The organism is Kosakonia sp. CCTCC M2018092 (genome assembly GCF_003864115.1).
Lineage (GTDB): Bacteria > Pseudomonadota > Gammaproteobacteria > Enterobacterales > Enterobacteriaceae > Kosakonia > Kosakonia cowanii.
On the sequence record NZ_CP034225.1, the window covers coordinates 2,292,263 to 2,316,473 of the forward strand.

Annotated in this window: 34 protein-coding genes and 1 pseudogene; 31 read left to right on the forward strand and 4 right to left on the reverse strand. The window is 53.4% G+C overall.

Annotated elements, in window-relative coordinates:
• Positions 1-8 precede the first annotated feature (8 nt).
• Positions 9-227 carry a (2Fe-2S)-binding protein gene (locus EH164_RS10960; protein WP_124968230.1) on the reverse strand — a complete coding sequence of 73 codons (219 nt, stop codon included), beginning with the start codon at positions 225-227 and terminating at the stop codon, positions 9-11.
• Between the two features lie 94 nt (positions 228-321).
• Here EH164_RS10960 and EH164_RS10965 point away from each other — a divergent pair, with 94 nt between their 5' ends.
• From EH164_RS10965 to EH164_RS10980, 4 genes are all read left to right on the forward strand, one after another.
• A complete protein-coding gene (locus EH164_RS10965) occupies positions 322-432 on the forward strand; it encodes a class II holin family protein (RefSeq protein WP_241175028.1) in 111 nt (36 codons plus the stop codon).
• Positions 432-935: a lysozyme gene (locus tag EH164_RS10970; RefSeq protein WP_124968232.1), complete on the forward strand. Its 504-nt coding sequence runs from the start codon at positions 432-434 to the stop codon at positions 933-935. Before EH164_RS10965 ends, EH164_RS10970 begins: the two co-directional genes overlap by 1 nt.
• Positions 925-1,389 (forward strand): lysis protein, encoded by a 465-nt coding sequence (locus EH164_RS10975; RefSeq protein ID WP_124968233.1) that lies wholly within the window; start codon positions 925-927, stop codon positions 1,387-1,389. The genes EH164_RS10970 and EH164_RS10975 overlap by 11 nt, the downstream gene beginning before the upstream one ends.
• 75 nt (positions 1,390-1,464) lie before the next feature.
• Positions 1,465-1,674, forward strand: a complete 210-nt coding sequence (locus EH164_RS10980; RefSeq protein WP_124968234.1) for a hypothetical protein — start codon at positions 1,465-1,467, stop codon at positions 1,672-1,674.
• 72 nt (positions 1,675-1,746) lie between these two features.
• On the opposite strand, the gene EH164_RS10985 is transcribed toward EH164_RS10980, so the two are convergent.
• Entirely contained in the window at positions 1,747-2,052 is a 306-nt protein-coding gene (locus tag EH164_RS10985; RefSeq protein WP_124968235.1) for a hypothetical protein, read from the reverse strand.
• 29 nt (positions 2,053-2,081) lie between these two features.
• Between EH164_RS10985 and EH164_RS10990 the strand changes: the two genes are divergently transcribed.
• The 5 genes from EH164_RS10990 to EH164_RS11005 are packed head-to-tail and all read left to right on the forward strand — an operon-like array spanning position 2,082 to position 5,910.
• Positions 2,082-2,645, forward strand: coding sequence for a terminase small subunit (locus EH164_RS10990; RefSeq protein WP_124968236.1), 564 nt, complete (start codon positions 2,082-2,084; stop codon positions 2,643-2,645).
• Positions 2,617-3,618 carry a PBSX family phage terminase large subunit gene (locus EH164_RS10995; RefSeq protein ID WP_370277234.1) on the forward strand — a complete coding sequence of 334 codons (1,002 nt, stop codon included), beginning with the start codon at positions 2,617-2,619 and terminating at the stop codon, positions 3,616-3,618. The genes EH164_RS10990 and EH164_RS10995 overlap by 29 nt, the downstream gene beginning before the upstream one ends.
• A 24-nt stretch (positions 3,619-3,642) precedes the next feature.
• The gene (locus tag EH164_RS22925) at positions 3,643-3,837 is read left to right on the forward strand and encodes a terminase large subunit (protein ID WP_370277272.1); all 195 of its coding nucleotides are present in this window, start codon (positions 3,643-3,645) and stop codon (positions 3,835-3,837) included.
• Positions 3,838-3,839: 2 nt separating this feature from the next.
• Complete coding sequence (locus EH164_RS11000) at positions 3,840-5,312, forward strand: DUF1073 domain-containing protein (protein ID WP_124968237.1); 1,473 nt, start codon at positions 3,840-3,842, stop codon at positions 5,310-5,312.
• Positions 5,272-5,910, forward strand: a complete 639-nt coding sequence (locus EH164_RS11005; RefSeq protein WP_124968238.1) for a phage minor head protein — start codon at positions 5,272-5,274, stop codon at positions 5,908-5,910. The genes EH164_RS11000 and EH164_RS11005 overlap by 41 nt, the downstream gene beginning before the upstream one ends.
• On the opposite strand, the gene EH164_RS11010 is transcribed toward EH164_RS11005, so the two are convergent.
• Positions 5,876-6,298, reverse strand: a complete 423-nt coding sequence (locus tag EH164_RS11010; protein WP_124968239.1) for a hypothetical protein — start codon at positions 6,296-6,298, stop codon at positions 5,876-5,878. The two genes, EH164_RS11005 and EH164_RS11010, sit on opposite strands and share 35 nt — an antisense overlap.
• A gap of 57 nt (positions 6,299-6,355) precedes the next feature.
• Between EH164_RS11010 and EH164_RS11015 the strand changes: the two genes are divergently transcribed.
• The 17 genes and pseudogenes from EH164_RS11015 (at position 6,356) to EH164_RS11095 (ending at position 17,412) form a co-directional block, all read left to right on the forward strand.
• Complete coding sequence (locus EH164_RS11015) at positions 6,356-7,591, forward strand: DUF2213 domain-containing protein (RefSeq protein ID WP_124968240.1); 1,236 nt, start codon at positions 6,356-6,358, stop codon at positions 7,589-7,591.
• A gap of 10 nt (positions 7,592-7,601) precedes the next feature.
• Positions 7,602-8,096 (forward strand): hypothetical protein, encoded by a 495-nt coding sequence (locus EH164_RS11020; RefSeq protein ID WP_124968241.1) that lies wholly within the window; start codon positions 7,602-7,604, stop codon positions 8,094-8,096.
• A 14-nt stretch (positions 8,097-8,110) separates the two neighbouring features.
• On the forward strand, positions 8,111-9,049 hold the full coding sequence (locus EH164_RS11025; protein ID WP_124968242.1) for a DUF2184 domain-containing protein: 939 nt from the start codon (positions 8,111-8,113) through the stop codon (positions 9,047-9,049).
• Positions 9,050-9,086: 37 nt separating this feature from the next.
• Positions 9,087-9,461 carry a hypothetical protein gene (locus EH164_RS11030; RefSeq protein ID WP_124968243.1) on the forward strand — a complete coding sequence of 125 codons (375 nt, stop codon included), beginning with the start codon at positions 9,087-9,089 and terminating at the stop codon, positions 9,459-9,461.
• A complete protein-coding gene (locus EH164_RS11035) occupies positions 9,427-9,831 on the forward strand; it encodes a DUF4054 domain-containing protein (RefSeq protein WP_124968244.1) in 405 nt (134 codons plus the stop codon). Before EH164_RS11030 ends, EH164_RS11035 begins: the two co-directional genes overlap by 35 nt.
• Complete coding sequence (locus tag EH164_RS11040) at positions 9,828-10,331, forward strand: hypothetical protein (RefSeq protein WP_124968245.1); 504 nt, start codon at positions 9,828-9,830, stop codon at positions 10,329-10,331. Before EH164_RS11035 ends, EH164_RS11040 begins: the two co-directional genes overlap by 4 nt.
• A complete protein-coding gene (locus tag EH164_RS11045) occupies positions 10,318-10,701 on the forward strand; it encodes a head-tail adaptor (RefSeq protein WP_124968246.1) in 384 nt (127 codons plus the stop codon). The genes EH164_RS11040 and EH164_RS11045 overlap by 14 nt, the downstream gene beginning before the upstream one ends.
• On the forward strand, positions 10,637-11,236 hold the full coding sequence (locus EH164_RS11050; RefSeq protein ID WP_124968247.1) for a hypothetical protein: 600 nt from the start codon (positions 10,637-10,639) through the stop codon (positions 11,234-11,236). The genes EH164_RS11045 and EH164_RS11050 overlap by 65 nt, the downstream gene beginning before the upstream one ends.
• A 3-nt stretch (positions 11,237-11,239) precedes the next feature.
• Complete coding sequence (locus EH164_RS11055) at positions 11,240-12,385, forward strand: DUF3383 family protein (RefSeq protein WP_124968248.1); 1,146 nt, start codon at positions 11,240-11,242, stop codon at positions 12,383-12,385.
• A gap of 12 nt (positions 12,386-12,397) precedes the next feature.
• A complete protein-coding gene (locus EH164_RS11060; protein WP_124968249.1) occupies positions 12,398-12,841 on the forward strand; it encodes a DUF3277 family protein in 444 nt (147 codons plus the stop codon).
• A 3-nt stretch (positions 12,842-12,844) separates the two neighbouring features.
• Positions 12,845-13,276: a phage tail assembly chaperone gene (locus EH164_RS11065; RefSeq protein ID WP_124968250.1), complete on the forward strand. Its 432-nt coding sequence runs from the start codon at positions 12,845-12,847 to the stop codon at positions 13,274-13,276.
• A gap of 35 nt (positions 13,277-13,311) precedes the next feature.
• Positions 13,312-13,461 (forward strand): NTP pyrophosphohydrolase, encoded by a 150-nt coding sequence (locus tag EH164_RS11070; RefSeq protein ID WP_124968251.1) that lies wholly within the window; start codon positions 13,312-13,314, stop codon positions 13,459-13,461.
• On the forward strand, positions 13,458-15,455 hold the full coding sequence (locus EH164_RS11075) for a lytic transglycosylase domain-containing protein (RefSeq protein WP_124968252.1): 1,998 nt from the start codon (positions 13,458-13,460) through the stop codon (positions 15,453-15,455). The genes EH164_RS11070 and EH164_RS11075 overlap by 4 nt, the downstream gene beginning before the upstream one ends.
• Positions 15,455-16,030: pseudogene (locus EH164_RS11080) on the forward strand (phage baseplate protein); the annotation flags it as partial. The gene EH164_RS11075 and the pseudogene EH164_RS11080, both read left to right, overlap by 1 nt.
• Before the next feature lie 355 nt (positions 16,031-16,385).
• Positions 16,386-17,021 (forward strand): hypothetical protein, encoded by a 636-nt coding sequence (locus EH164_RS11085; RefSeq protein WP_124968253.1) that lies wholly within the window; start codon positions 16,386-16,388, stop codon positions 17,019-17,021.
• On the forward strand, positions 17,021-17,260 hold the full coding sequence (locus EH164_RS11090) for a hypothetical protein (RefSeq protein ID WP_124968254.1): 240 nt from the start codon (positions 17,021-17,023) through the stop codon (positions 17,258-17,260). Before EH164_RS11085 ends, EH164_RS11090 begins: the two co-directional genes overlap by 1 nt.
• A complete protein-coding gene (locus tag EH164_RS11095) occupies positions 17,236-17,412 on the forward strand; it encodes a tail fiber assembly protein (RefSeq protein WP_241175047.1) in 177 nt (58 codons plus the stop codon). Before EH164_RS11090 ends, EH164_RS11095 begins: the two co-directional genes overlap by 25 nt.
• A gap of 107 nt (positions 17,413-17,519) precedes the next feature.
• Here EH164_RS11095 and EH164_RS11100 read toward each other — a convergent pair whose 3' ends face one another.
• On the reverse strand, positions 17,520-18,500 hold the full coding sequence (locus tag EH164_RS11100; protein WP_124968255.1) for an acyltransferase family protein: 981 nt from the start codon (positions 18,498-18,500) through the stop codon (positions 17,520-17,522).
• Positions 18,501-19,387: 887 nt separating this feature from the next.
• Between EH164_RS11100 and EH164_RS11105 the strand changes: the two genes are divergently transcribed.
• From EH164_RS11105 to dbpA, 5 genes are all read left to right on the forward strand, one after another.
• On the forward strand, positions 19,388-19,576 hold the full coding sequence (locus EH164_RS11105; protein ID WP_023478583.1) for a YdiH family protein: 189 nt from the start codon (positions 19,388-19,390) through the stop codon (positions 19,574-19,576).
• Positions 19,577-20,003: 427 nt separating this feature from the next.
• Positions 20,004-21,188 carry a methyl-accepting chemotaxis protein gene (locus EH164_RS11110; protein WP_124968256.1) on the forward strand — a complete coding sequence of 395 codons (1,185 nt, stop codon included), beginning with the start codon at positions 20,004-20,006 and terminating at the stop codon, positions 21,186-21,188.
• Positions 21,189-21,332: 144 nt separating this feature from the next.
• On the forward strand, positions 21,333-22,316 hold the full coding sequence (zntB, locus tag EH164_RS11115; protein WP_124968257.1) for a zinc transporter ZntB: 984 nt from the start codon (positions 21,333-21,335) through the stop codon (positions 22,314-22,316).
• Between the two features lie 277 nt (positions 22,317-22,593).
• Positions 22,594-22,743: a hypothetical protein gene (locus tag EH164_RS22585; protein WP_023478653.1), complete on the forward strand. Its 150-nt coding sequence runs from the start codon at positions 22,594-22,596 to the stop codon at positions 22,741-22,743.
• A 62-nt stretch (positions 22,744-22,805) separates the two neighbouring features.
• Complete coding sequence (gene dbpA / locus EH164_RS11120; RefSeq protein WP_124968258.1) at positions 22,806-24,179, forward strand: ATP-dependent RNA helicase DbpA; 1,374 nt, start codon at positions 22,806-22,808, stop codon at positions 24,177-24,179.
• Positions 24,180-24,211 lie beyond the last annotated feature (32 nt).

Sequence of the window (24,211 nt, forward strand, 5' to 3'; positions counted from 1 at the left end):
ACGGCGAATCATGACTCCACTCCATAGCGGCCTGTCATCCGCCCAATTCTGCTAACGAATGCCACAAGGCTGACGCCCATCGGCTCTATCTTTGAGTGATGCTTTTTGAGGATCGGCGGCACCACTGAATTCCATTTCGGCTTTGGCCGGGCTTTCATTGCCTGGCGGATTTCGTCCACGGATTTACGGCCCTGCGCGCGGATGGCGTTTTCGATTTCTGGTGTCATGCTGCCTCCGTCGTCTTTTTGAAGGAGTGCGCGATTCGTGCTGATGCGATGGTGACATGAATGGAGTGCCGTTGGCGTAATTGCCGGCATTGTTGTGGCGCTTCTGACTTTTGGCATCAACTGGTATTACAAACGCAAAACCACTCTGGCGCAGATTGAGTCTTACCGTCGCTGGCCGAACCCCGCAGCTTTTAAGGAGGAGTAATGCCTTTTTCAACTCCACTTCGCAGAAAGCTGGTCGGCGCTGCCGGTGCAGGCGCGCTTGCGATAGCAACTATCTTCATTGGCGGTAAAGATGGCGTCGAAGGCCGGAAGTATGAAGCTTATAAAGACGTCGCCGGGGTGTGGACTGTCTGTGATGGTCACACCGGCACTGACATCATCCGGGGCAAAACCTACACCGATCAGGAATGTGATCGCCTGCTGTGGAAAGACCTGCAGCCAGCGAAGCGCACTGTCGACAACCTGGTTAAAGTCCCTTTGGGCGAGTACCAGCGCGCCGCGCTTTATAGCTTCGTGTTTAACGTCGGTTCGGATGCATTTTCCAAATCAACGCTGCTGCGAAAACTGAACCGCGGGGATCAGGAAGGGGCATGCGAAGAAATGCGCCGCTGGGTTTACGCTGGCGGGATGAAGTGGAAGGGATTGCAGAACCGGCGGGAGATGGAGCGCTCTGTGTGCCTGGCGGAAAGCAAAGATGATCTCTAACTGGAAAGCAGCAGCGGCTTTGCTTCTACTCGCTGGTGTTCTGTCCCTCGCCTGGACAATTAACCATTACCGCAACAACGCTATCGACTACAAGCGTCAGCGCGATGAAGCCACCCACAACTTGAAGTTGGCAAGCGATACAATAGCCGACATGAAGGTGCGCCAGCGTAACATTGCTGCCCTTGATGCCAAATACACCGGAGAGCTGGCAGATGCTAAAGCCACTATCGATCAGCTGCATGATGATGTTGCTACTGGCAAGCGCCGGTTGCAGCTCAACGCCACCTGCGCGAAGCAATCCACCTCCGGCACCACCGGCTTGGATGATGCAGCCAGCGCCCGACTTACTGACGCTGCTCAGCGGGATTATTTCACCCTCAGAGAGCGAATCGAAGTCGCCGGAAAGCAAATAGCTGGACTACAGCAGTACATTAAAGAGCAGTGCCTGAATTGATTTTTATACATCTGAGCTAAAGTTTTTTCTAATCAATCCGATCATTGCCTTATCAATGCAATGGGACGATAGCAAATGGAAATTATACTTTACAAGGTAATCATTAGAGCTAGCGGTACAAAATCTTTGATGGTCCGGAACAAGAAGGTTGAGGACTGGACTGAAGCCCTGATTGGACATCCTTCAGAAGATGGTGATTATGAGGATTTTGAAGATCGTCTAACATTACTACTCGCTGGATATGAAGACCGAGGTTATCAGATTGTGGAAGTACCAAATATCTAACCGCTTTCGGGCGGTTTTATTGGCATCACAAGGCGCATTTGAAAGTGCGCCTGATGATGTTATTTGCCATTTTCAATAAGAGGTAAAGTGATGATACCAGCGAGTAACAAATCCTGAACCCTCCTGCATCTTAAAGGCCGCAGTGCCACTATCGTTTTCAATAAGAAGATAATCAGGTAGTTTATGTGTATTGCTATCTATCTCCTCTAGCTTTATTGAATATCCCCAATCATGCAAAAAACCCAAGGCTTCGTTTAATTTTTCTGTGATGTAAATTCTTTTATTTGTAGTTACCTGCTGCAAAGCTATGCCTGCAGCAATAATGCATCCAGCAATGTTATTCAATTCTTCGATCTCTCTTTCAGAATACTTTTCCATACCATTTCCCTCTATTTAGGCAAAAAAACATGGCGCTCACCGACAAACAAGAAATGTTTTGTCGCGAGTACCTCATCGATTTGAACGCCACGCAAGCGGCCATTCGGGCGGGGTACAGCGAAAAGACCGCCCGCGCATCAGGTTGTGAAAACCTAACGAAAGCTGACATCCAGAACAGAATCGCCGAACTTAAAGCTAAGCGCAACGAGCAGGTTAATGTTGATGCTGCTTATGTGTTGAGGCGGCTCATAGAAATCGACGAAATGGATGTGCTCGACATAATGACTGACGATATGAGCATTAAGCCAGTATCTCAGTGGCCCGCCTCGTGGCGTAGATACCTTAGCGGATTTGACCTCGCTGACATGTTTGAGGGTAGGGGTGAAGATCGGGAAATGGTCGGCATCCTGAAGAAAATCAAATGGCCAGACAAGGTCAAGAACCTCGAATTGCTTGGCAAACATGTCACCGTTCAGGCATTCAAAGACAACGTTAAAAACGAACTGGTCGGCCCCAACGGATTGCCCCTTGCTGCCCCGACGTTCGTTGTTAGCTTCGGAGCGGATGATGATGACAGCGGAGACGAAACTTAACTTCGCACCCAAGTTCAAACCGCTGTTCAAACCCAAGCGCTATAAAACCTTCCATGGTGGCCGTGGCGGTGCCAAGTCATGGGGTATAGCCCGCGCGCTGGTGGTCATGGCCGCATCAAAGAGACTCCGCATTCTCTGTACGCGTGAGGTGCAGAACTCGATCAAGGATTCGGTGCACAAACTGCTGAAAGACCAGATTGAGATGCTCGGCCTCAACCCGTGGTTCCGCATCACCAATGAGACAATAACCAGTGCCTGTGGTAGCGAGTTCCTTTTTAAAGGGCTGCGCTTTGATCCGCTCGGCATCAAGTCGACAGACGGCGTGGACATCTGCTGGGTAGAGGAGGCGCAGTCTGTTTCTACGGACTCTTGGGACATTCTGATCCCCACTATCCGTAAAGAGGGGTCGGAGATTTGGGTGTCATTCAACCCCGGCGAAGAGAAAGATCCGACCTACCAGCGCTTCGTATTAAATCCACCAGACGACAGCATCACGGTTGAGGTGAACTACTACGACAATCCGTATCTGCCTGAAACACTCCGCAAAGAGATGGAGTACTGCAAGCGGCTGGATTATGAAGCGTATGAACACATCTGGCTGGGCAAGCCCAAATCAATTTCCGAAGCGATCATATTCAAGCGGCGCTATAAGGTCGAAGCTTTTCCAGACGACCTCTGGCAGCAGGCCGATCGCCTGTTCTTTGGGGCTGACTTCGGTTTTGCTAACGACCCGAGCACGCTTATCCGCATGTTTATGCTCGGTACCCGGCTTTATATCGAATATGAAGCTTACGGAGTGGGCGTCGAGCTTGATGAAATGGCGCAGTTTTACGATTCAGTCCCCGAGGTGCGCCGCTGGCCCATTAAGGCAGATAACGCTCGCCCCGAGACAATCAGCCACATTGCGCGGCAGGGTTTCAGTATTGATGCTGCCGCTAAATGGAAGGGCAGCGTTGAGGACGGGGTCACTTAACTGAAAGGCTTCGAGGAAATCATTATCCACGAACGCTGCAAACACACCGCTGACGAGTTACGGCTCTATTCCTACAAAGTCGACAAGAAGACCAACGAGATTCTTCCCGTCATTGTCGACGCGCATAACCACTGTATTGATGCCATACGCTATGGGCTGGATGGTTACATCACCAGCTCTGACAGTCTTGGCACCTGGGCTCAACTTGGCAGAGGCTGAACATGTCCGAAACACAAAACGTGTCGCAGCCTTTACCGACGCGTGACAGCTACGAAAACTTTATTGCCCGCATGGGCGTTAACGAATCGAACCAGTCTGGCGCGGGCACTTACCGCAACAACTGGACATCGCGTAACCGGCTGCTTATCGAACAGGCTTACCGCTCATCCTGGTTGGTGGGTGCTGGCGTCGATGCCATACCCGACGACATGACCCGAAAGGGCGTGACCATCACTTCAAAGCTGGAAGACGGGCGTAAGAAGAAGCTCGATAACGCATGGGATGAGATGGGGCTGTGGGAGGCGCTTAACGACACGCTGAAGTGGGCGCGGCTGTATGGCGGCGCGGTCGGCGTTATCCTCATTGACGGGCAGAACTACTCAACTCCGCTGCGCACCGACACCATCGCGCCTGGCTCATTCAGGGGCGTGATGGTAATGGACCGGTGGATGCTTAATGCAATGACGGAGCGACGGGTGACGGAGCTGGGACCGGACTTCGGTATGCCGGAGTTTTACCGTGTGGTGACATCAGCCACCGGCATCCCTCCATGGCGAATTCACCACTCCAGGCTAATCCGCTTTGACGGCATCCCGCTGCCTTACCAGCAGCGCCTTACCGAAAACGACTGGGGAATGTCAGTGATCGAACGTTGCTTCGATCGCCTGCTGGCGTTCGACAGCACCACAACCGGCGTGGCTCAGCTGGTCTATAAAGCCCACCTGCGGACTTACAGCATCAAAGATCTGCGCAAAATGCTGGCATTCGGGAAAGACAATCCGGCTTTCAAGGGGCTTATGTCTCACATGGACATGATCCGCCAGTATCAGAGCAACGAAGGCATGACGATTATGGATGCTGAGGACAGCTTTGAGGCGCACACGTATTCCTACGCCGGGCTGAGCGACGTGCTCGCGCAGTTCGGGCAGCAGGTGTCCGGCGCTTTCGGTATCCCGCTGGTGCGCCTGTTCGGGCAGTCTCCTGCCGGGTTCTCGACCGGTGATACTGACCTTGCGAACTATTACGACAATGTGTCGACGCAGCAGGAGCGCAAATTACGCCGCCCGATCCGCAAGCTCTTCGAAGTGCTGTATATGAGCCTGTTTTCTCAGCCGCTGCCGGATGATTTCACGTTCGAGTTCAATGAACTCTGGCAGACACCTGACAGCGAACGCGCCGAAACCGCCAATAAGGTTGTCGACGCCACGGTGAAGGCCGTGGACGCAGGCCTGATGACTGAAAAGGCGGGGGCCATGCACCTTCAGGAAACTGCCAGGGTAACCGGCATCGGCTCAACCATCAGCGACGAGGATATTGATAATGCCAGCGACATCCCGCCGCCGACGGAGACCGACCTCGATAACGTCGAAACCACCGAACCTGAAGCGCGCCGAGAGGCAACTGCGAACACAGCTACGACAGATAGCGCGTACGGTGAGAGCAATCGTCGAGGGTTCTTACGATGGTTCAAATGACAGCGTCACCGACATCATGGACAGGCTGGAGCGATACGCCGACCTGATTGAACCATGGTCCGAAGCGGTATCGAAGCGCCTTATCAGCACGCTGGAGATTGCTGACGATGCGATGTGGCGTGAGCACTCTTATCAAATATCTGCCGGCCTGCGTGATCTGATGGCTGGCAGTCAGGGGCAGGTCACCCGCAGCATCATCGATGAGCAGGTGAAACTGTTTAAATCACTGCCGCTGCAGGCTGCCGACCGTGTTTACGACATCCACAATCAGGCGATTGAGGCCGTGGTGTCCGGTAAACGCTCCAGCACGCTGACGCAGGAAATCATGCGTACTGGGGAAGTTACTGAAGCGAGGGCACGTACCATCGCCCGTACTGAGGTTGGTCGGGCATCAACTGCAATCACCCAGGCGCGCTCAACCGCTATCGGCTCGCGTGGCTACATCTGGCGCACTGCTGACGATAGCGACGTGCGCCACTCTCACAAGCAGATGGAAGGACGGTACGTCGATTGGTCAAATCCCCCAACGCTTGACGGCATGACCGGACACGCTGGCCAGTTTCCTAACTGCCGGTGCTACTGTGAGGTCGTTTTTTAAGTTTCCGACTCTTTACTGGTATCGCAAAGCAAAGAACCATCTGGAAGGCAAGAAATACTCCAACAACCCCCACGAAATAAATTGCATGTGCCCATTCTGCGTCAAAATACTTGATTAGCAGACTTAAAAGCACATCGGCAATGTTTGTAGCAATTGGGGCAACTGCCGTGCCCAAAGTTACCAACTTAGAGTTTCGCGTTGTCTTAAACCGGCCCATTCGGTCCCAAATAACTGTGGCAAGCACGAAAATTGCGTAAATGCCATTTATGGTTAACAACCCACCATCCTGCTGATTAGCCTTGAGTGTCATAAAACCCAAAACATAAGCCAGTGATGATACAAAAGCTACTGCTACAGCCGGACATGTATAGCCCTTAGGTAATTTCATATGGTTCCTTCCTAATTATTTTTAGTGAATGGTTAATAAACCTTATAGAGAAGACGTATGCAATATTTCTTCACCACCCGCCTCGGCAACACTCGTTTTGAGATGGCTGACGGCTCGCTGCTTTGCAAAGACGTGCCGATCGCACGTACCGGCGCGCAGGTTTATGACGAAAGTGAACTGGTAGGCTTAACCGGCGATGAAGACGGTGAGATCGTCGTCATCCGCGACGCTGACGAGGTATTTCGCCCCGAAACACTCGCTTCCTTCGAAGGCATGGCCTTCACGCTGGGGCACCCTGAAGAAATGGTCAATCCGGGCAACTGGAAGGACTACGCCCACGGCCATATTCAGAACGTCCGGCGCGGCAGCGGCGACCAGTCGGATTTAATGCTGGGCGATATCCACATCAAAACATCTGAGGCCATCCGGCAGGTAATGGACGGTCTTGAGCAGATTTCAATGGGCTACGACGCCGACTACGAGCAGCAGGGACCGGGTCAGGCGCGGCAGCACACAATCATCGGTAACCACTGTGCGGGCGTCCCCAATGGTCGCGCAGGTATTCGCTGTTCAATCGGAGATAGCATATCAATGGCAAGTAAAAAACAGGGCAGGCTTACCCAGCTGAAACGGGCGATTAAAACCCGCGATTCCGCGACTGTGGAAGAGCTGGTGGCGAACGCACCTGAAGAACTGATTGAGCCGGAACTGGATCTGCCACGCGCGCTCAATATCACGATCAACCCGGCGCAACCATTGCCACCGGAAAAACCGCTTGGCGGCCTGACCACCGATGACGGTGAGGGCGGTGCGCAATCGAACATGGAGCTTGAGGCAAAAGTCGACGAGCTGACGATTCTGGTCCAGAAACTACTTAACCCGGCCTCTACCGAGACCACCGACAGCGATGATCCGGATGAGAAAGAAGAGAAAACCCGCGCGACGACCGACGCGGCTTACCATCAGGGCGTAGTGGCACGCGCAGAACTCATCCTGCCCGGCGTTCAGCTGCCTGAAGGTGGCAAGCTGGCGGCCTTCAAGCGCGCCACTATGGATGCGGCATTCAAAACACCGGAAGGCCAGTCACTGCTCATGCCGCTCGTTGGCAGCACGCCGGACTTTGCGAAAATGCCCAAGGCGACGCTGGATGCGGTCTTTGTCTCCGCCAGTGAAATTGCCAAAGCGCGCAACAACACTCCGGCACCTACTGGCCGTTCGAACTTCTACGACGCCTCTAACAAAAACTCTCCGGCTGCCCTGAACAAGGCATTCGCCGCCCACTGGAATAAATAAGGGATAACCCATGCCTTCATTACTCTACCGGATGCCTGTTGGCATCGCCGGGGCTATCTCACGCCCGCAGGATTTGACCACCGAACCGGTGATCCTTAACTCGGCCAATACTTTCAGCGCATATGGCCTGGCTGGTAAAGACAGCGTCGACGGGAAGTTTATCCCGCTGGCAGCCTCTGATGCCGCAACGGTGATTACCGGTCTGTATGTCCGACCTTACCCGACCACGTCGACGCCTGACATGGTGCGTCAGATCGGCACCGGCAAAAACTTCACCGGCGATGTGCTGAAGCGCGGTTACATGACCGTGAACATCGGCAGTACTGCCGCAACCCTGACCAAAGGCGCGCCCGTTTACGTGCGTAACGCTAATCCGACCGACGCCAGCCCGCTGGGCGCAATCCTCGGTGCTGCCATCACTGGCGAAACCGTGGTTCTGCCGAACGCCTCTTTCACTGGTGCAGGCGATGCCGATGGCAACGCTGAAATCGCCTACAACATCTAAGGGAATCGCTATATATGTTAACTTTTGACCAAGCCACCGTTGACGGTACTGGCGTATTCCTGGTCGGCGAGCTTGAGCGCCTCGATCAGGAACTGAATATGCCGCTGGTGGGTTATACGTGGTCGCGCGATGTACAGCTGCGCGAAGACGTTTCCATCGCGGATGACATCAGCTCATTCACCAACTCCACCTTTGCGGCAGCCGGTACGCCGAACCCGAACGGTAAAAACTGGATCGGCAAGGATTCGACCTCTATCGCTGGCCCGAATATTGATATCGCCAAGACCGGCTTCCCTCTGACCCTGTGGGGCATGGAGCTGGGCTGGACTGTTGTTGAGCTGGCCGCCGCCGCTAAAGTTGGTCGCCCGATCGACACACAGAAGTACGATGCGATGCAGCTCAAGTGGAACATGGACACCGACGAGCAGGTATATCGCGGTGATTCGCAACTCGGCGTGCGCGGCCTGACCAACTATCTCGGCGCAGCGCTTACCAACGCCGCGAAAGCCTGGGCAGTATCGACGCCTGACGAAATCCGCGCCTCAATCAACAAGGTGCTTTCTGATGCATGGGCAGCGACGGGCTATACGCTGGTACCGCGCGATCTGCTGCTGCCTCCTGAGCAGTTCGCACTGCTTTCGAGCATTATCGTATCGAGCGCGGGCAATCAGTCTCTGCTGAGCTATCTGCGTGAAAATACCATTGCCTACCACCAGAACGGCGTGCCGCTGAATATTCGTGCGGTGAAATGGCTGAAAGGTGCAGGCGTCGGCGGTACCGATCGCATGGTGGCATACACCAACGACAAGAAGTATGTGCGCTTCCCGATGGTGCCGCTGCTGAGTGTGCCGATCCAGTATCGCGGCATTTACCAGCTGACTACCTACTACGGCAAGCTGGGCGCCATTGAGTCCCCGTACCCGGAAACTATGGCATACGTTGACGGCATCTGACGAACCCGGCCCCGAAAGGGGCCATCAGGAGTGATACATGTCCAAGAAAACTATCCGGGTGCACACCCCCTTTACCTTCAGCCTTGAAGACGGCACCACCCAGCGCTTCGAAGCAGGCGAGCACACCGTTGATGAAAAGACTGCCGGTCACTGGTTTGTCACCGCGCACGCCGAGGTGACAGGTAATGCGAAAGGCAGCGCCGACACGAAAGAGTTTCAGGCACAGATCGACAGCCTGACCGCGCAGCTGGCTACCAAAGAAAAGGAATTTGGCGAACTGCAGCAGTCTGTGACTGAAAAGGATGAAACCATTGCCGACCTGTCCGCGCAGCTGGCTGCCCTGCAGGCACCGGCACCTGATGCAGGTGGTAATCCAGATGCCAAGAAACAAAAATCTGCCGACGATAAGTGATTTTCGCCGTGACTTTCCGCAGTTCACTGATGCCACCAGATATCCCGACCCCGTAATCCAGTTTCGCCTGAGCCTCGCCGACACGCTGATCGATGGTTCCGCTATGGGGGACATGTTCCCCTATCTGGTGGAGTTATTTGTCGCGCATTACATGGTGCTGCATGCGGCTGACTCGGCGGCTGGTGCGCTGGGTGGTGCCGGTGGTTCTACCAGCGGCGTGGTCGCATCAAAGTCCGTTGATAAAGTCAGTGTGAGCTACGACAACAGCTCAACGCTCAGTGCTGACGCGGGTTTCTGGAACTTCTTGCGCTACGGTGCTGAGTTCTGGCAGATGCTGATGCTGTTCGGGTATGGCGGGATTCAGCTATGAAATCAGGCGTGATAATCCGGGCTGACAACGCGCAACGCATTCTTGATGCGCTCAAAACCCTCACGAACAGGGATGTGCTGGTAGGCATCCCTGAAGGTAAGAACGAGCGGCAGGGTGATGATGAGGGCGACTTTGGCAATGCTGCAATCGGCTACATCAACGAAAACGGCTCACCAAAGCAGAACATTCCCGCTCGCCCGCATCTGAAGCCGGGCGTTAAGTCCGTTGAACCAGAGTACCTGCCTCACCTGAAAGCTGCCGCACAGAAAGCACTGGAAGGCCATGAAGAGGGCGCGCTGGTCTGGCTGGAGCGTGCCGGGATGGTAGCGGCCAACGGGGTAAAGCGTTACATCACCATTACCGGATTCACTCCACTGGCTGATGCCACCGTTGCCGCCCGGCGTCGCCGCGGACGAACAGGCAATAAGCCTCTTATCGACACCGGCGAATACCGGCGATCCATCACCCACATAGTGAGGAAAAAAGATGCCGACACTTGACGTCAGCGATGTCCTGATGTCGCCCGAGTTCCTTGATATGTCGCTGGTGGTAACGCGCAGCGCGCAGTCGGTGGATAAAGATGGCTTCCCGCAAAACACTCTCACACAAACCTCGTTCGGCGGCGTAGTGACGGTTGATCGCTCTCTTGAAGCCAGGCGCATGCAGGCCGGGCAGGTGATTGGCGGGGCCATCCTGATTATCACCACTTTCCGGCTGACCAACGGTAACACCGGCGTCGATGCCGATATTGTGACCTACCGTGGGCGTGATTACCGCGTGACGTTTGTCGATCCTTATACCGCTTATGGTGCCGGTTTCGTTCAGGCGCACTGTGAGCTTCAGCCATTTGACGGAGGCCAGGGTGAGTAACAGCAGCACATCGCCGGGGTACCTGACGCCTGTCAGTGCGCCGCAGGCTTATGATGAAGCGCTTGAGCGTGAACTCAGCCGGTGGGTGCGGGCGTTGTCAGGTTTGCCGGGTGAGATGGTTCGCCCCCGCTGGACGGCGGTTCAGGCATCCATACCAGCAGCGGACATGAGCTGGTGCGGGTTCGGCATCACTGACTTCTCGCATGATGATTCCCCGGCATTCATACAGGCCGGGGAGAGCGCACAGATGTGGCGGCATGAAGTTATTGAGTGCATGGCCTCTTTTTACGGTCCGGGAGGGCAGCAAATCGCCACGGTTTTTCGTGACGGGCTGCAGATTCCCCAGAACAACGACGAGCTTTCCCGGGTGGGGCTTTCTTTTCAGGATGCCAGCCCGCTCATCCCCTTTCCTGAGCTGATTAACAATCAGTGGGTCCGGCGCTACGACATCACTGTCCGTCTGCGCCGCAAAGTGATCCGCGAATACGGCGTTAAATCGCTGGTCGACGCGCCAGTATCATACATCGGAGATTAACCTATGCCGCAGGGCTTGCCTGTCTCAGATATCGTTAATGTCGATATCATCATGTCGCCGAAAGCCGCCTCCGGCCGCAATTTCGGGTCATTGCTTATTCTCGGCAGCGCGACCGTTATTCCCTTGACTGAGCGTATACGTCTCTATTCCTCTGCTGCTGATGTGGGCGCTGATTTTGGCGTGAGCAGCGAAGAATATAAAGCGGCCGTTACGTATTTTTCACAGTCCCCCACTCCCGCGCAGGTGTATATCGGACGCTGGGCGAAGACGCTGGCAACCGGCGAGACGGGCAAAACGGAGACGCTGCTGGAGGGGGTTAAAGCCTGCCTGGGCTTTACCACCTGGTACGGTCTCGGTATCACGTTCGATGCCGATCGCAAGGACGATGATCTACTGCCGGTTGCCGCAGCGATTGAGTCGTCCTCGCTGAGCCGCATTCTGGCTGTCACCACCGCGAACAGCGATGTGCTGGTGAGTTCTGTCAGTACGGATATCGCCTCAAAAGTGAAAACCGCGAAATACAGCCGCACGTTTGTGCAGTATTCCTCCTCCAGTAACTATGCCGCTATCTCCGCTTTTGGCCGTGCATTCACCGTTGATTTCAACGGCAATAACACCACCATCACCCTGAAATTCAAGCAGGAGCCAGGCGTAACGTACGAAACGCTGAACGCCGCCCAGGCGTCTGCGCTGGATACGAAGAACTGTAACGTATATGCGTACTACGCCAACGACACGGCGATTCTCCAGCAGGGCGTGATGGGCAACGGCGATTTCTTCGATGAGCGCCACGGCCTCGACTGGCTGCAGAACTACGTGCAGACCAACCTCTTCAATCTGCTGTATACCAGCGGAACGAAAGTCCCGCAGACCGATGCAGGCAACACCCGCATCATGGCAAGCGTCGAAGCATCGATGGATCAGGCCGTCAATAACGGACTGGTTGCACCCGGCGTGTGGAATGGCGGCGAGCTTGGGCAACTGTCACCGGGCGACACCCTGACCAAAGGGTATTACGTCTATATGGCCCCCATCTCTTCACAGGCGCAGTCCGATCGTGAGGCGCGCAAATCGGTACCGGTTCAGGTGGCCTGTAAGCTGGCAGGAGCAATCCACTATGCCAGCGTTCAGATTAACGTCATGCGCTGAGGAAAATAACCAATGAGTGGTGCATACAGTTTTATAGATATTTCGGCCTCCCTGACGGGGCCGACCGGTGTTATTGATCTCGGCTACGGCTCGGCTAACTCCGATGAGGGCATCGTGGTGACCATGACCGAAGCCAAAAACACCATGACGGTGGGGGCTGACGGTGAGGTGATGCACAGCCTGCACGCCGGTAAAAGCGGGACGATCACCGTCAACCTGCTGAAAACCTCCCCGGTGAATAAAAAACTTTCCCTGATGTACAACGCGCAGTCACTGTCTTCTGCGCTGTGGGGGAATAACGTCATCGTCATGCGCAACAAGGCATCCGGGGATATTGTCACCGCCCGCGCCTGCGCTTTCCAGAAACAGCCGGACTGGAACAACCCGAAAGTAGCCGGCACGGTCGCCTGGGTGTTTGATGCAGGCAAAATCGACGAAATGTTAGGGGAGTTCTAATCCATGGAATTTGAAATCAAGGGCATCCGCTACAGCGCCGCGAAGCTGAGCGTGTTTGATCAGCTGAAAGTTTCCCGAAAGGTACTGCCGGTTCTGGCGGGCATGCTGGGAGATTTTCAGGCGCTTCGCGAATCCTCACAGGGCGGTAACGTCTACAGCACTGTTGAAACGGTGTTGCCGAAGATCGCCAGTGCTGTGGCGGAACTGAGTGAAGAAGATACTAATGCGATCATCTTCCCGTACCTGGCTGTCGTATCCCGCCGCCATGGCAAAGACACCTGGGTACCGGTATTCCGGGATGGTGTACTGGCTTTTGACGATATCGACCTGATGTCGATGCTGCAGATTGTGGGCAGGGTGATTGGCGACAGTCTGGGAAATTTTTTGCCCGCGTCCCCCGCCAGCGTGACGGAGGGCCAGCAGCCAGTGGGCTGACGCTCGACACGCTTCCTGACGGTGAAGACTTCCTGATGCGCCCGGTTGACGCCGGGTATATCAGCTTTGTGGCGCTTAAGGATGGCACTGTTGACCTCGCAGATATCGCCATCATGAACGACTGGCTTGACCTGAAGGCAGATAACAATGCTCGTATTCGCCGCTGGGAGCAGGACAATCAATGAACGCTGAAACCATAAAAGACTTTCTGATCAGCCTCAGCTTTCAGGTGGATGATGCCGGGTCAAAGAAATTTGAGGCCACGATTGCCGGTGCCACAGCGCAGGCATTAAAGCTGGGTGTGGCTGTTGAGGCGGCGCTTTCCGTTGTGGCGTTCACCACGAAAATAGCACAGGGTCTGGACAACCTTTACTGGATGTCCCAGCGTACCGGCGCAACAGTCGCGGGCATCCAGCAGATAGGCTATGCCGTCTCTCAGCTGGGCGGGACCGTTGACGGTGCCCGCTCATCGCTGGAAGGTCTGGCCCATTTTGTGCGTAACAATCCCGGCGCGGAAGGGTTCCTCAACCGCCTGGGTGTGCAGACGCGGGATGCCAGCGGCAACATGCGTGATATGGCGTCCGTCTTTACGGGCGTGGGGCAGCGTCTCAGCAGCATGCCGTACTATCGCGCCAACCAGTATGCGCAGATGCTGGGCATTGATGAAAACACCCTGATGGCAATGCGCCGCGGTGTGGGTGAATTCAGTGCCCAGTATTCTCAGATGGCAAAAACGATCGGCTACAACGCCGATACCGCTGCTGTGAGCTCCAATCGCTTTATGACGGCGCTGGCGGCGTTTGGTCAGATGGCAGGCATGGCGCGCGACAAAATCGGCACAAGCCTGACTGATGGCCTGGCGGGGTCGATTGATAATTTCAGAAAGCTCATCCTCGATAACTTCCCGAAAATCGACAGGGCAATCACTGTTGTGCTGAAAGGGATTCTGTGGCTGGCTGATGTCGTGGGCCACACGGTGTTCAGGCTGGTGCAGGCTGCAGATGCAATTATTGACTGGTGGAACTCGCTCGACAGGTCAACGCAGACGGTCATCGCTTCAGTCGGCGGGCTGATTGTGGCGTGGCGGCTGTTGAACAGCGCTTTCCTGAAATCACCGATTGGACGCATCATTGCGCTGGCAGCTGCGCTTGCAATGCTGGTTGAGGATTACATTACCTGGAAGGAAGGCGGTCAGTCCCTGATTGACTGGAGTAAGTGGCAGCCCGGCATAGAGCATGCCATGAAAGGCATTAAGAGCCTTGGGCGGGACTTCGGCGGCCTGTACGACAAAATCAAGGATCTTGGTGGTGCAATTGCCGACGCTGTGAAATCCTTTCTCGAATTCATCAATATCGACACCTCCGGATTTTCCGGCAAGTGGCTGTTCGACCAGATCATCGAAAGTATCAGGAACACCATCCGGTATGTTGGCGCGCTGGTGGATGTGCTGAAAAAACTGGTTCAGGGTGATTTCTCTGGTGCCTGGGACTCAATGAAAGAAGCGGCCATTATCCTTTCCGAAAGTCCGGTGACGAAGGGTATCAGTGCTGTTGCTTCGGGGATATTCAACAAAGCCGGCGAAGCGATGGCCGGATATCTTCCTCAATGGATGGGCGGCGCACAGGTTAAGCCTCCGCAGCCGACTGCGTCGGGTGCTACGTTGCTGGGATGGATGCAGCCAGCCTTCCAGCAACTTGAACAGCTTTACCGCCTGCCTGAAGGGCTGCTGCGCAGTGTGGCTATAGCCGAGTCAGGGGGTAATCAGTACGCGCAGTCAGGAGCCGGGGCGCAGGGTATGTTCCAGTTTATGCCGGGAACAGCCAGAGATATGGGGCTGCTCGGTGGGGACGTGTTTGACCCGATGAAGTCCGCCCAGGCCGCAGCCAGATACCTCAGTCAGTTGTTGAAAGCTAACGACGGTGATCTGAATAAGGCGCTCGCCTCTTACAACTGGGGGCTGGGCAATGTGCAGAAGTACGGGATGCAGCTGATGCCCCAGGAGACACGAAACTACGTTCCCCGCGTGCTGAACAACATGCCTGAAAACAGCACAACAGTGAACCAGCAGAACACCTACAACATCTATGGTGGCAACGCCAGCGAGATCGGCCAGGAAGTCGGCCGATCTGTCAGCGAGAAAGCCATCAATATCGGAAACAGTAAGGTGGTACCCCACTAATGGATATCCTTTCGACACTTTTTCATCTCCAGTCACGCAAAATTGACATTCTCGTCCCCAGCATTGTCATCTCCGAAAAGCACAGCGACAGGCTGGAGATAACAGAACATCCTGTAGAAATGGGTGCGGCAGTGGCAGACCATGCTTACAGGCGTCCGTCTGAGGTCGTCATGCAGGTGGGGTTCGCAGGAGGCGGGGCGCTGCTGGATTTTGCAAGCAACCTGACGGGTACCTCTTTGCTGGGTATGAGTCCGCGTGAAACGTATGAAAAATTACTCACCCTTCAGTCTGAGCGAGTGTCTTTCGATGTGATAACCGGTAAGCGGCTGTACAAGAACATGCTGCTGCAGAATCTCGAAGTTTCTACCGATCGTTTCAGTGAAAATGTTCTTAATGCCACCCTGACGCTAAGGGAGGTGATTATCACCAGCACCCAGGCGGTAAAAGTGGCAGACAAAGACAACATGAAAACGGGCGTGTCGACTTCCGCAGTGACCAACACGGGCGCGAAAACACCGCAGCCGGTCAACGTGTCGATACTCAAATCTTCAGGTGCTCTGTCGGCGCTGAAGGGCACTTCGATCGGTAACATGATAGGGATTCCTCGCGTATCTTGGTCTGGTCCCGGCGATTGCCATTCCCAAGGGATTCAATATTCCTGCTCACATCCTCAACACGCCAGGTATTGTTTACAGTTGTCAGTTCCCGGGGACTTACACAAATGAACCCGCGTTCGGTGGGGAGTGGTTTGATGTCTACTCGGCGAAACATGTCAGCGACGCCTGCACATACATTGCCGTGAGCCGCACAGGCAAAATAGCCACGGCATCCTACAGCGCAAACACTTTCTCAGGCTGGAATTACTGCCTCAACTCGTCAAACACAACTCAGGCGGGACGGGATTTTGTCGCGAAGAATGATGCTACTGAAATGGCAAAGTACCTGGGGCTGGATGTCATTTCCGGACGTCTGCTGAACATTGTCAAAATGACGGCTTCCGGTACTTACACGCCATCGGCGGGAACAAAGTCGATCATCGTTGAGGCTATCGGTGGTGGCGGCGCGAGCGGTAACCTCACTGCAACGGCTTCTAACCAGAATGCGGTAAGCGCTGCCGGTTCAAATGGCGCATATGCAAAAGCCCGTTATACCAGCGGATTCTCATCTGTAGCGGTAACAATCGGTACGGGTGGCATTGTGAATGGTGGTTCAGGTGGCGGAAACGGTGGTAATGGTGGTGCAACAACATTTGGTTCATTGCTGACATGTCCGGGCGGGAACGGGTCAACGGTTGGCATCGCGAATGCACCACCTTTCAATGCCGGCGCAGCACAGCCATCAGGCAGCCCTTCAGGAAGCGGTATCATCTTTTCCAATAAAGGGCCTTTTTCTCCGTGGCCAACAGTCGTTGCGGTCGGCATGGCTTCTAACTTTGCAAACTTCATAGTTCCGGAGCTGGGCTCTTACGGCATGGGCGGTGATGGCGTTGCGATTGATGTGTCTTCAGCTGCAAAGAGCGGGAATGCGGGGACGAATGGGTGCGTGATTATTTGGGAGTATGCGTAATGACTGCTTATGCTGTGGTTGAGAATGGCGTGGTGATCAACACCGTTGTGTGGGATGGCGAAACGAAATGGCAGCCGGAGACAGGCGAGGCTGTACTCGCGCCCGAGGTCATCAATATAGGCTGGCTGTATGACGGGAAAACCTTCACCGCTCCGCCAGAGCCACCAAAACGAAAGAGGAGCTCATTAGTGAAGCTGAGCGCAAAAGGCGGTTTCTGCTTGCAGATGCTGACCAGATAACGTCAGACTGGAAAACTGAGCTGGCGCTGGGCATTCTTGAGGATGATGACAGGGAAACCCTCACGAAGTGGATGAAGTACATCAGAGCGGTTAAGGCAGTCGATGTATCTACCGCGCCGGATATCGAGTGGCCCGCGCAGCCGGAAAGTTAGAAAAAAGCCCCGGCGACGGGGCAGTTACATTGTAATTTTAGTTAATAAAATCAAAGGGTCATTGGGAGACCCCTTGATTAATTTACTTTGAAAGGAATAATATATATTTAACGACCAAATAGCACTATTCTTACGGCTGGTAAGCGGTTAATAAAATAAATGCTAATGGTGATAATAAATAGAGCAATAGATACGGCTATTGCCTCAATTGCATAATTATTTGAAAAGTATTCATGCAATTTACCTATCAGTACAGACAATATTAGTACTTGCATTGCGTAGTATGACAATGAGTTTTTTGATAAAAACACAATGGCATCCACTATTAGTGCTTTCCGAATGTTAATCTTTAGGCCGAATAACACAATGAAGGCACTGATTGCAGCAGTGTATCTGATGATGTTAAGAGTATCATATTGTCTCTCTATATCTAAAGGGCTTCCGAATAACTCGGTGATAGATAGTCTGTGCCATTGAGAGGCAGCCAAGATATAGGTCAGTAGAGCCATGCAAAAAATTATCTTATTTCTAAATATATTTATTAAGTTGTATTTCTTTATAATGAGTCCGATTAGGAAGAACGGGAATTGCCATGAAACAAGGTTCATGCCAAAGTACGCCATAGAAGGTATCGTACTCTGCAGTTGGTTTAATATTATAATAAATGCGAAGGCATAGAATTCTTTACCCTTCTCTGGCAGGATATAGAATATTAAAAAACATATGAACAACGCCCAAAGAAACCACAAACCCTGCCCTGGGTCAAATGTTATTTGTCGAATTGTATTAACAACGGCAGCGAGTGTCACCCCATCCCATGAATAGTATAACAGAGATATTATCCCCCATGCATAGAACGGGACGAGAAGTACCTTTGCTTTATTTAATATAGATTTAACCGAGCTTTCCTTTTTGCTGTATAAATAGCCAGAAATACACATAAAAAGCGGCATGTGGAAAGAGTAAATGATTTTAAAGATCCAATTATTATCGAAGTTTTTATCGGCAAATTGTACGGAGTGCCCAATAATGACAAGTAAAGTCGCAAGCGCTTTTAAAAAATCTATATGGATATCTCTGCTTTTCATAACGTAATGTTAACTTAACGGTGGTTGGTAATGGAATTTTGCATGAATTAAAGCGCAAGGTCGAGAAACAATGCATTTTAGGTGACTTTATGCGAGAAAATGATAGCTAAATCCTTATTGGTACGACTGGTACAGAATCAGGTTCTGCTCATTTTGTCGGGCGGGCGAACACGGTTTTCTCGGTTCATGGGTAGAGCACTGATATGAGATGATGGTGAAGCTGTTGGCAGCGACGCTTTTGATGAGGTTGAACTACCTGGAGTGGTTACGAACGTAATTCGCCCCGCGGAATTCGATGATAATCCGGTGATGTGAAGGATGGGGCATGGATGGGGCAAAAAATTAGCGCAAAACAACTCAAAACCTCTAAAGGTGTCGATTCGTCTTGCGCTAATGCATTGCTTTGAACCTGCTTTTAGCTTACTTCATCTCACATCATAAAAATGGTCCCGTATAACATCATTAAGCACTGATAAAAAAATCCCCCTTACATCACGGGAGGTAAGGGGGAAAGTCGTTGATTACTGAATGTTTCCTGTCTAGGCAGGTATGCCGAAAATTTTAGTTAGGCATTGTGGAGGCACAATGGAGGAAAAAAGGAGACGCAGCCGCAGATGAGCAAAGGGCAAAAAAAAGCCCGCTACAGAGAGCGGGCAAAAAATACTGGAAGCAATGTGAGCAATGTCGTACTGAATAGTTGAGTGGGTTACTCAACTATTCAGTAATGAGAAAGATAATCTTTATCATTTGAACATGCAACTCCTTTTTACATTTTTCCCGCAGGCCGCGTATAACGGGCGTTTCCGGCAGATTTTTCCGACTTTGGTCAAAAAACAGGCAGCCGTTTGTGCTATAGTGCTGATGTTTTAACCAACCAAGAGGATGTTATGTCGAACCCACTCAACCCTACCGAACTGGCCATCGAATACCTGCGTCGCGACAAAAGCGCGCTCACCCCGGCTGAATACTTGAAAAGACTGAATCTGCTGAAACTTGAGTTTGAAGATCTGCTTACGCTCTCCCATAGCGAACTGAAAGAGGAGATCGACTTTGCCTGGCGGCTTGGCATCCACTGATTGTCGCACCACGTTAAAAACGAAAGAGGCGTTATGCTGGCTTGTAAACAAGCAGCAGCGCCTGTTTGATTTCGCTATTAAATAAATAAACAGCTGGATTTAACATATTATTATCGGCATTAAGAACCAAATCTTTAGTTATTTAAACAGGCTTTATTCTGGCTAAATTAAATATGTAGCGCGCCAAAATTATCTCGCTAATTAAACTCTTTTTATATGATATATTGTTATGCTCGCGATCTGTTTTTGCGCCATTTATGGTCTTTTGTGCTACTTGCCTGGCTTCTGTTAGGTTATTTAATATCACTTAAGTAAAATCTAAGACACTTTAAGGCAAACCTCGCATTGCGCTAAATTAGCCGTGTCAAAGCGGATTGCGAGTGTTATAACGAGGCTACCGTTCTCCGGTGTTCTGGCGAGTCTCATTATGTTAAGAAATCTTAGTGTCCGTACCTTTATATTTTTTTACCTTCTGGTCTCTTTTGTTATCGTTGATGCGATAGTGATTGTGCTCTCAAAAAATATCCCATTAATTGCTGCGGTAAGTAGCGTATCCGTTATTTCGCTGGCGTTAATATGGATATATTTAACGCAATATCTGGTGACGCCAATTAATACGGTGAAAAGAAGTATTGAAGCGGTAACGGCAGGTAATCTGTCGATTGTTATTCCGGAATTTGGTAATAACTGTGCCGGCCGGTTAATCCCCGGTATCAATAGTTTATCTGCAAGTATCGCCGTGCTGGTCAAAGAGATACGCCTCTCCTCCGATAATGCGCTTGGGCTTTCCGCACAGCTCGCTTCCCGCAGTGCCGATCTGTCGGTGAAAACGGAAGAGCAATCCGCAGCCCTGGTGCAGACCGCTTCCAGCATGGAAGAGATGGCTTCCAGCACCAAAAACAATGCCGATAACACGCGGCTTGCCAGCACCCGCGCTAATGATGCTTCTTCCTGCGCTGAACGCGGTGGGGAGTTGATGGGGCAGGTGGCGAAGAATATGCAATCCATTACCGATTGCGCGGAGCAGATGCGCGAAATTATCTCCATTATTGATGGCATCGCCTTCCAGACCAATATTCTGGCGCTTAATGCCGCAGTGGAAGCGGCGCGCGCCGGCGATCACGGCAAAGGTTTCTCGGTGGTGGCGGGTGAAGTGCGCAGCCTTGCACATCGCAGCGCCGAAGCGGCGAAAAACATCAAATCGCTGATCGCGGTCACAACCGATAACGTCACTCAGGGCGCGACGGTGGTGAACGAAGCCGGGCAGAACATGCAGGAGATTGTCTCTGGCGCCAGCATTGTCAGTAAGCTGATGGATGAGATCGCTGTCTCCACGCTGCAACAGGAGAAGGGCATTGCGCAAATCACTCTTGCGCTGGCGGAGCTGGAGCAGGTTACCCAAAGCAACGTATCGGTGGTCGATGAACTGGCCGGCTCGTCGGATCTGCTGAAACATCGCGTTGAAGAGTTACAGCAACGCACCAGTAAATTCAGCCTGGCTGATGATAAACCCGCGCCTGCGCGTCAACGCGCTGCGCAACCGGAAAAACGGCAGGTGTCGCTTACGGCAGCGGTCGGCGGCGGCCAGGAGAATTACTGGCACTCGTTTTGATAGCCTCTTAGTGGATAAAAAGCCCGCACTGCGGGCTTTTTTTATGGCAATTCACCGTAATTTGTTAGCAAATTCAGCGCCATGATTGCTTAACGTTGGCGCATGGCTAGACTGTCATCAACTAAGACTGAATGTGGAGGCGCAGTGGAAGCCATTAAAGGAGCGGACCTGCAGGTGCCGGACGCGGTTTACGCGTGGCAGTTGGACGGCAAAGGCGGCGTCAAATCGCTGGCAGCGGATGATGAGATCACCGCCCAGACACCCTGCTGGGTGCACCTGAATTACACCAACCAGGAGAGCGCGCAGTGGCTGGAAACGACGCCCGTCTTACCGAACAGCGTGCGTAACGCGCTGGCGGGCGAGAGTTTGCGCCCCAGAGTAAGCCGCATGGGCGAAGGGACACTGATCACGCTGCGCTGCATTAATGGCAGCACCGATGAACGTCCCGATCAGCTGGTCGCCGTGCGCGTTTATATGGACGAGCGGATGATCGTCTCGACGCGCCAGCGAAAAGTGCTGGCACTGGATGATGTGGTCAGCGAGCTGGAAGAGGGCAGCGGGCCAACGGATTGCGGCGGCTGGCTGGTGGATGTCTGCGATTCGCTCACCGATCACGCCAGCGAGTTTATTGAATCACTCCATGACCGGATTATCGATCTCGAGGATGACCTGCTCGATCAGCAGGTTCCGCCACGCGGCATTCTGGCACTGCTGCGCAAGCAGTTAATCGTGATGCGTCGTTATATGGCACCGCAGCGCGATGTCTTTGCGCGGCTGTCCAGCGAACGTTTGCCGTGGATGAGTGACGATCAGCGCCGCCGCATGCAGGATATCGCCGATCGCCTCGGGCGCGGGCTGGACGAGATTGATGCCTGCATTGCGCGCACCGCCGTGATGACCGACGAGATCACCCAGGTGATGCAGGAGTCGCTGGCGCGACGCTCCTACACCATGTCGCTGATGGCGATGGTTTTTCTGCCCAGCACCTTTTTAACCGGGCTGTTTGGCGTCAACCTTGGCGGCATCCCCGGCGGCGGCTGGCACTTAGGTTTTGCCATCTTCTGCGCCGCCTTAGCGCTGCTGATCGGCGGTGTGACCTGGTGGCTGCATCGCAGTAAATGGCTGTAAAATTTAACTTTTTTAACATTAATTGAACATTAAAAAGCCACTTAAGTTGAGCGAGGTCAATAAACGCCGCCGCTATTCAGGGCAATATTCACGTCGCAGGTGAATGCAACGTCAAGCGATGGGCGTTGCGCTCCATATTGTCTTACTTCCTTTTTTTGAATTACTGCATAGCACAATTGATTCGTACGATGCCGACTTAATCAGTCGGCTTTTTTTTTGCCTCTGCGCCATGAGCTTCTACCTTTAAAGTAACGACAATGCTGAAGTGGAGATCACCATGGCTACTCTGACGTTACGTAACGCGCTCTATTCACTGCCACCCGATCCCGTGCCGAACGACCCGGTGCCGATCCCTGACCCAATCCCAAAACCGCAGCCGTTGCCGGATCCGCCGCCGGATGAAGAGCCGATTAAAATGTCGCGTTAAGGGGGCAGATCTGAGAGGATACGCGCCTGCTGAACCGAAGCCTTTTATCGCGAGACTCTATTTTGACCGCTTTTTCAACAATGAACATGCTGCCCGCCGCCCAGATCGATAACCTTAACGAACTGGGCTACCTCACCATGACGCCCGTGCAGGCTGCTGCGCTCCCCCTGATTCTGGCCGGAAAAGATGTCCGCGTGCAGGCAAAAACCGGCAGCGGTAAAACAGCGGCATTTGGTCTTGGTGTATTGCAGCACATCGATAGCAGCCGTTTTCAGACCCAGTCGCTGATTTTATGCCCGACGCGCGAGCTGGCGGATCAGGTTGCCAGCGAGCTGCGCCGTCTGGCTCGATCCATGCCGAACACCAAAATTTTGACGATTTGCGGCGGCCAGCCGTTTGGCGCGCAGCGCGATTCGTTGCAGCATGCGCCGCATATCATTGTCGCCACGCCGGGCCGCCTGCTGGACCATCTGCAAAAAAGCACGGTCTCGCTGGAGAACCTGCAAACGCTGGTGATGGATGAAGCCGATCGCATGCTGGATATGGGCTTTAGCGACGCCATTGATGAGGTGATCCGCTTCGCCCCGGCGCAGCGCCAGACCTTACTCTTCTCCGCCACCTGGCCTGAAGCGATTGCCGCGATCAGCGGGCGCGTACAGCGCAACCCGGAAACGGTGGAGATCGATACCGTCGACGATCTACCGGCTATCGAGCAGCAATTTTTTGAAGTCTCCCGTCACGGCAAAATCCCGCTGTTGCAAAAACTGCTGAGCGTTCACCGCCCGGCCTCCTGCGTGGTCTTCTGCAATACTAAAAAAGATTGCCAGGAAGTGTGCGATGCCCTGAACGCCGCAGGGCAGGAGGCGCTGGCACTGCATGGCGATCTGGAGCAGCGCGACCGCGACCAGACGCTGGTGCGTTTTGCTAACGGCAGCGCCCGTGTACTGGTGGCAACCGATGTCGCCGCGCGCGGTCTGGATATCAAATCTCTTGAGCTGGTTGTGAACTACGAGCTGGCATGGGATCCGGAAGTGCACGTTCACCGTATCGGGCGCACCGCGCGCGCCGGGAATCAGGGGCTGGCAATCAGCCTCTGCGCACCGGAAGAGGCGCAGCGGGCAAATATTCTCTCTGAAATGCTGCACCTGAAGCTGAACTGGCTGACTGCGCCAGCCAATGTCGCCATCGCGCCGCTGGCGGCAGAGATGACGACGCTCTGCATTGATGGCGGTAAGAAAGCCAAAATGCGTCCGGGCGATGTGCTGGGTGCGTTAACGGGTGAGATGGGGCTGGACGGGGCCGATATCGGCAAGATCACCGTCCATCCGGCGCATGTCTATGTCGCAGTACGACAGAGCGTGGCGCGCCAGGCGTGGAAGCAGCTGCAAAACGGTAAGATTAAAGGCAAAGCCTGCCGCGTGCGCTTGCTGAAATAACGCCAGCGCCATTAAAAAAGCCTCTCAGTAAG

Excerpts from the sequence above, each read along its gene's own strand:
- EH164_RS11025 (WP_124968242.1), top strand. The coding sequence starts at position 8,111 with ATGTTAACTTTTGACCAAGCCACCGTTGACGGTACTGGCGTATTCCTG.
- EH164_RS11055 (WP_124968248.1), top strand. The coding sequence starts at position 11,240 with ATGCCGCAGGGCTTGCCTGTCTCAGATATCGTTAATGTCGATATCATC.
- EH164_RS10990 (WP_124968236.1), top strand. The coding sequence starts at position 2,082 with ATGGCGCTCACCGACAAACAAGAAATGTTTTGTCGCGAGTACCTCATC.
- EH164_RS11105 (WP_023478583.1), top strand. The coding sequence starts at position 19,388 with ATGTCGAACCCACTCAACCCTACCGAACTGGCCATCGAATACCTGCGT.
- EH164_RS11110 (WP_124968256.1), top strand. The coding sequence starts at position 20,004 with ATGTTAAGAAATCTTAGTGTCCGTACCTTTATATTTTTTTACCTTCTG.
- EH164_RS11075 (WP_124968252.1), top strand. The coding sequence starts at position 13,458 with ATGAACGCTGAAACCATAAAAGACTTTCTGATCAGCCTCAGCTTTCAG.
- EH164_RS11040 (WP_124968245.1), top strand. The coding sequence starts at position 9,828 with ATGAAATCAGGCGTGATAATCCGGGCTGACAACGCGCAACGCATTCTT.
- EH164_RS11000 (WP_124968237.1), top strand. The coding sequence starts at position 3,840 with ATGTCCGAAACACAAAACGTGTCGCAGCCTTTACCGACGCGTGACAGC.
- EH164_RS10995 (WP_370277234.1), top strand. The coding sequence starts at position 2,617 with ATGATGATGACAGCGGAGACGAAACTTAACTTCGCACCCAAGTTCAAA.
- EH164_RS11030 (WP_124968243.1), top strand. The coding sequence starts at position 9,087 with ATGTCCAAGAAAACTATCCGGGTGCACACCCCCTTTACCTTCAGCCTT.
- EH164_RS10970 (WP_124968232.1), top strand. The coding sequence starts at position 432 with ATGCCTTTTTCAACTCCACTTCGCAGAAAGCTGGTCGGCGCTGCCGGT.
- EH164_RS10985 (WP_124968235.1), bottom strand. The coding sequence starts at position 2,052 with ATGGAAAAGTATTCTGAAAGAGAGATCGAAGAATTGAATAACATTGCT.
- EH164_RS10975 (WP_124968233.1), top strand. The coding sequence starts at position 925 with ATGATCTCTAACTGGAAAGCAGCAGCGGCTTTGCTTCTACTCGCTGGT.
- EH164_RS22585 (WP_023478653.1), top strand. The coding sequence starts at position 22,594 with ATGGCTACTCTGACGTTACGTAACGCGCTCTATTCACTGCCACCCGAT.
- EH164_RS11065 (WP_124968250.1), top strand. The coding sequence starts at position 12,845 with ATGGAATTTGAAATCAAGGGCATCCGCTACAGCGCCGCGAAGCTGAGC.
- EH164_RS11100 (WP_124968255.1), bottom strand. The coding sequence starts at position 18,500 with ATGAAAAGCAGAGATATCCATATAGATTTTTTAAAAGCGCTTGCGACT.
- EH164_RS11020 (WP_124968241.1), top strand. The coding sequence starts at position 7,602 with ATGCCTTCATTACTCTACCGGATGCCTGTTGGCATCGCCGGGGCTATC.
- EH164_RS11085 (WP_124968253.1), top strand. The coding sequence starts at position 16,386 with ATGGCAAAGTACCTGGGGCTGGATGTCATTTCCGGACGTCTGCTGAAC.
- EH164_RS10960 (WP_124968230.1), bottom strand. The coding sequence starts at position 227 with ATGACACCAGAAATCGAAAACGCCATCCGCGCGCAGGGCCGTAAATCC.
- EH164_RS11090 (WP_124968254.1), top strand. The coding sequence starts at position 17,021 with ATGACTGCTTATGCTGTGGTTGAGAATGGCGTGGTGATCAACACCGTT.
- EH164_RS10980 (WP_124968234.1), top strand. The coding sequence starts at position 1,465 with ATGGAAATTATACTTTACAAGGTAATCATTAGAGCTAGCGGTACAAAA.
- EH164_RS11035 (WP_124968244.1), top strand. The coding sequence starts at position 9,427 with ATGCCAAGAAACAAAAATCTGCCGACGATAAGTGATTTTCGCCGTGAC.
- EH164_RS11060 (WP_124968249.1), top strand. The coding sequence starts at position 12,398 with ATGAGTGGTGCATACAGTTTTATAGATATTTCGGCCTCCCTGACGGGG.
- EH164_RS11070 (WP_124968251.1), top strand. The coding sequence starts at position 13,312 with ATGCGCCCGGTTGACGCCGGGTATATCAGCTTTGTGGCGCTTAAGGAT.
- EH164_RS11010 (WP_124968239.1), bottom strand. The coding sequence starts at position 6,298 with ATGAAATTACCTAAGGGCTATACATGTCCGGCTGTAGCAGTAGCTTTT.
- EH164_RS11050 (WP_124968247.1), top strand. The coding sequence starts at position 10,637 with ATGGTGCCGGTTTCGTTCAGGCGCACTGTGAGCTTCAGCCATTTGACG.
- EH164_RS11015 (WP_124968240.1), top strand. The coding sequence starts at position 6,356 with ATGCAATATTTCTTCACCACCCGCCTCGGCAACACTCGTTTTGAGATG.
- EH164_RS11045 (WP_124968246.1), top strand. The coding sequence starts at position 10,318 with ATGCCGACACTTGACGTCAGCGATGTCCTGATGTCGCCCGAGTTCCTT.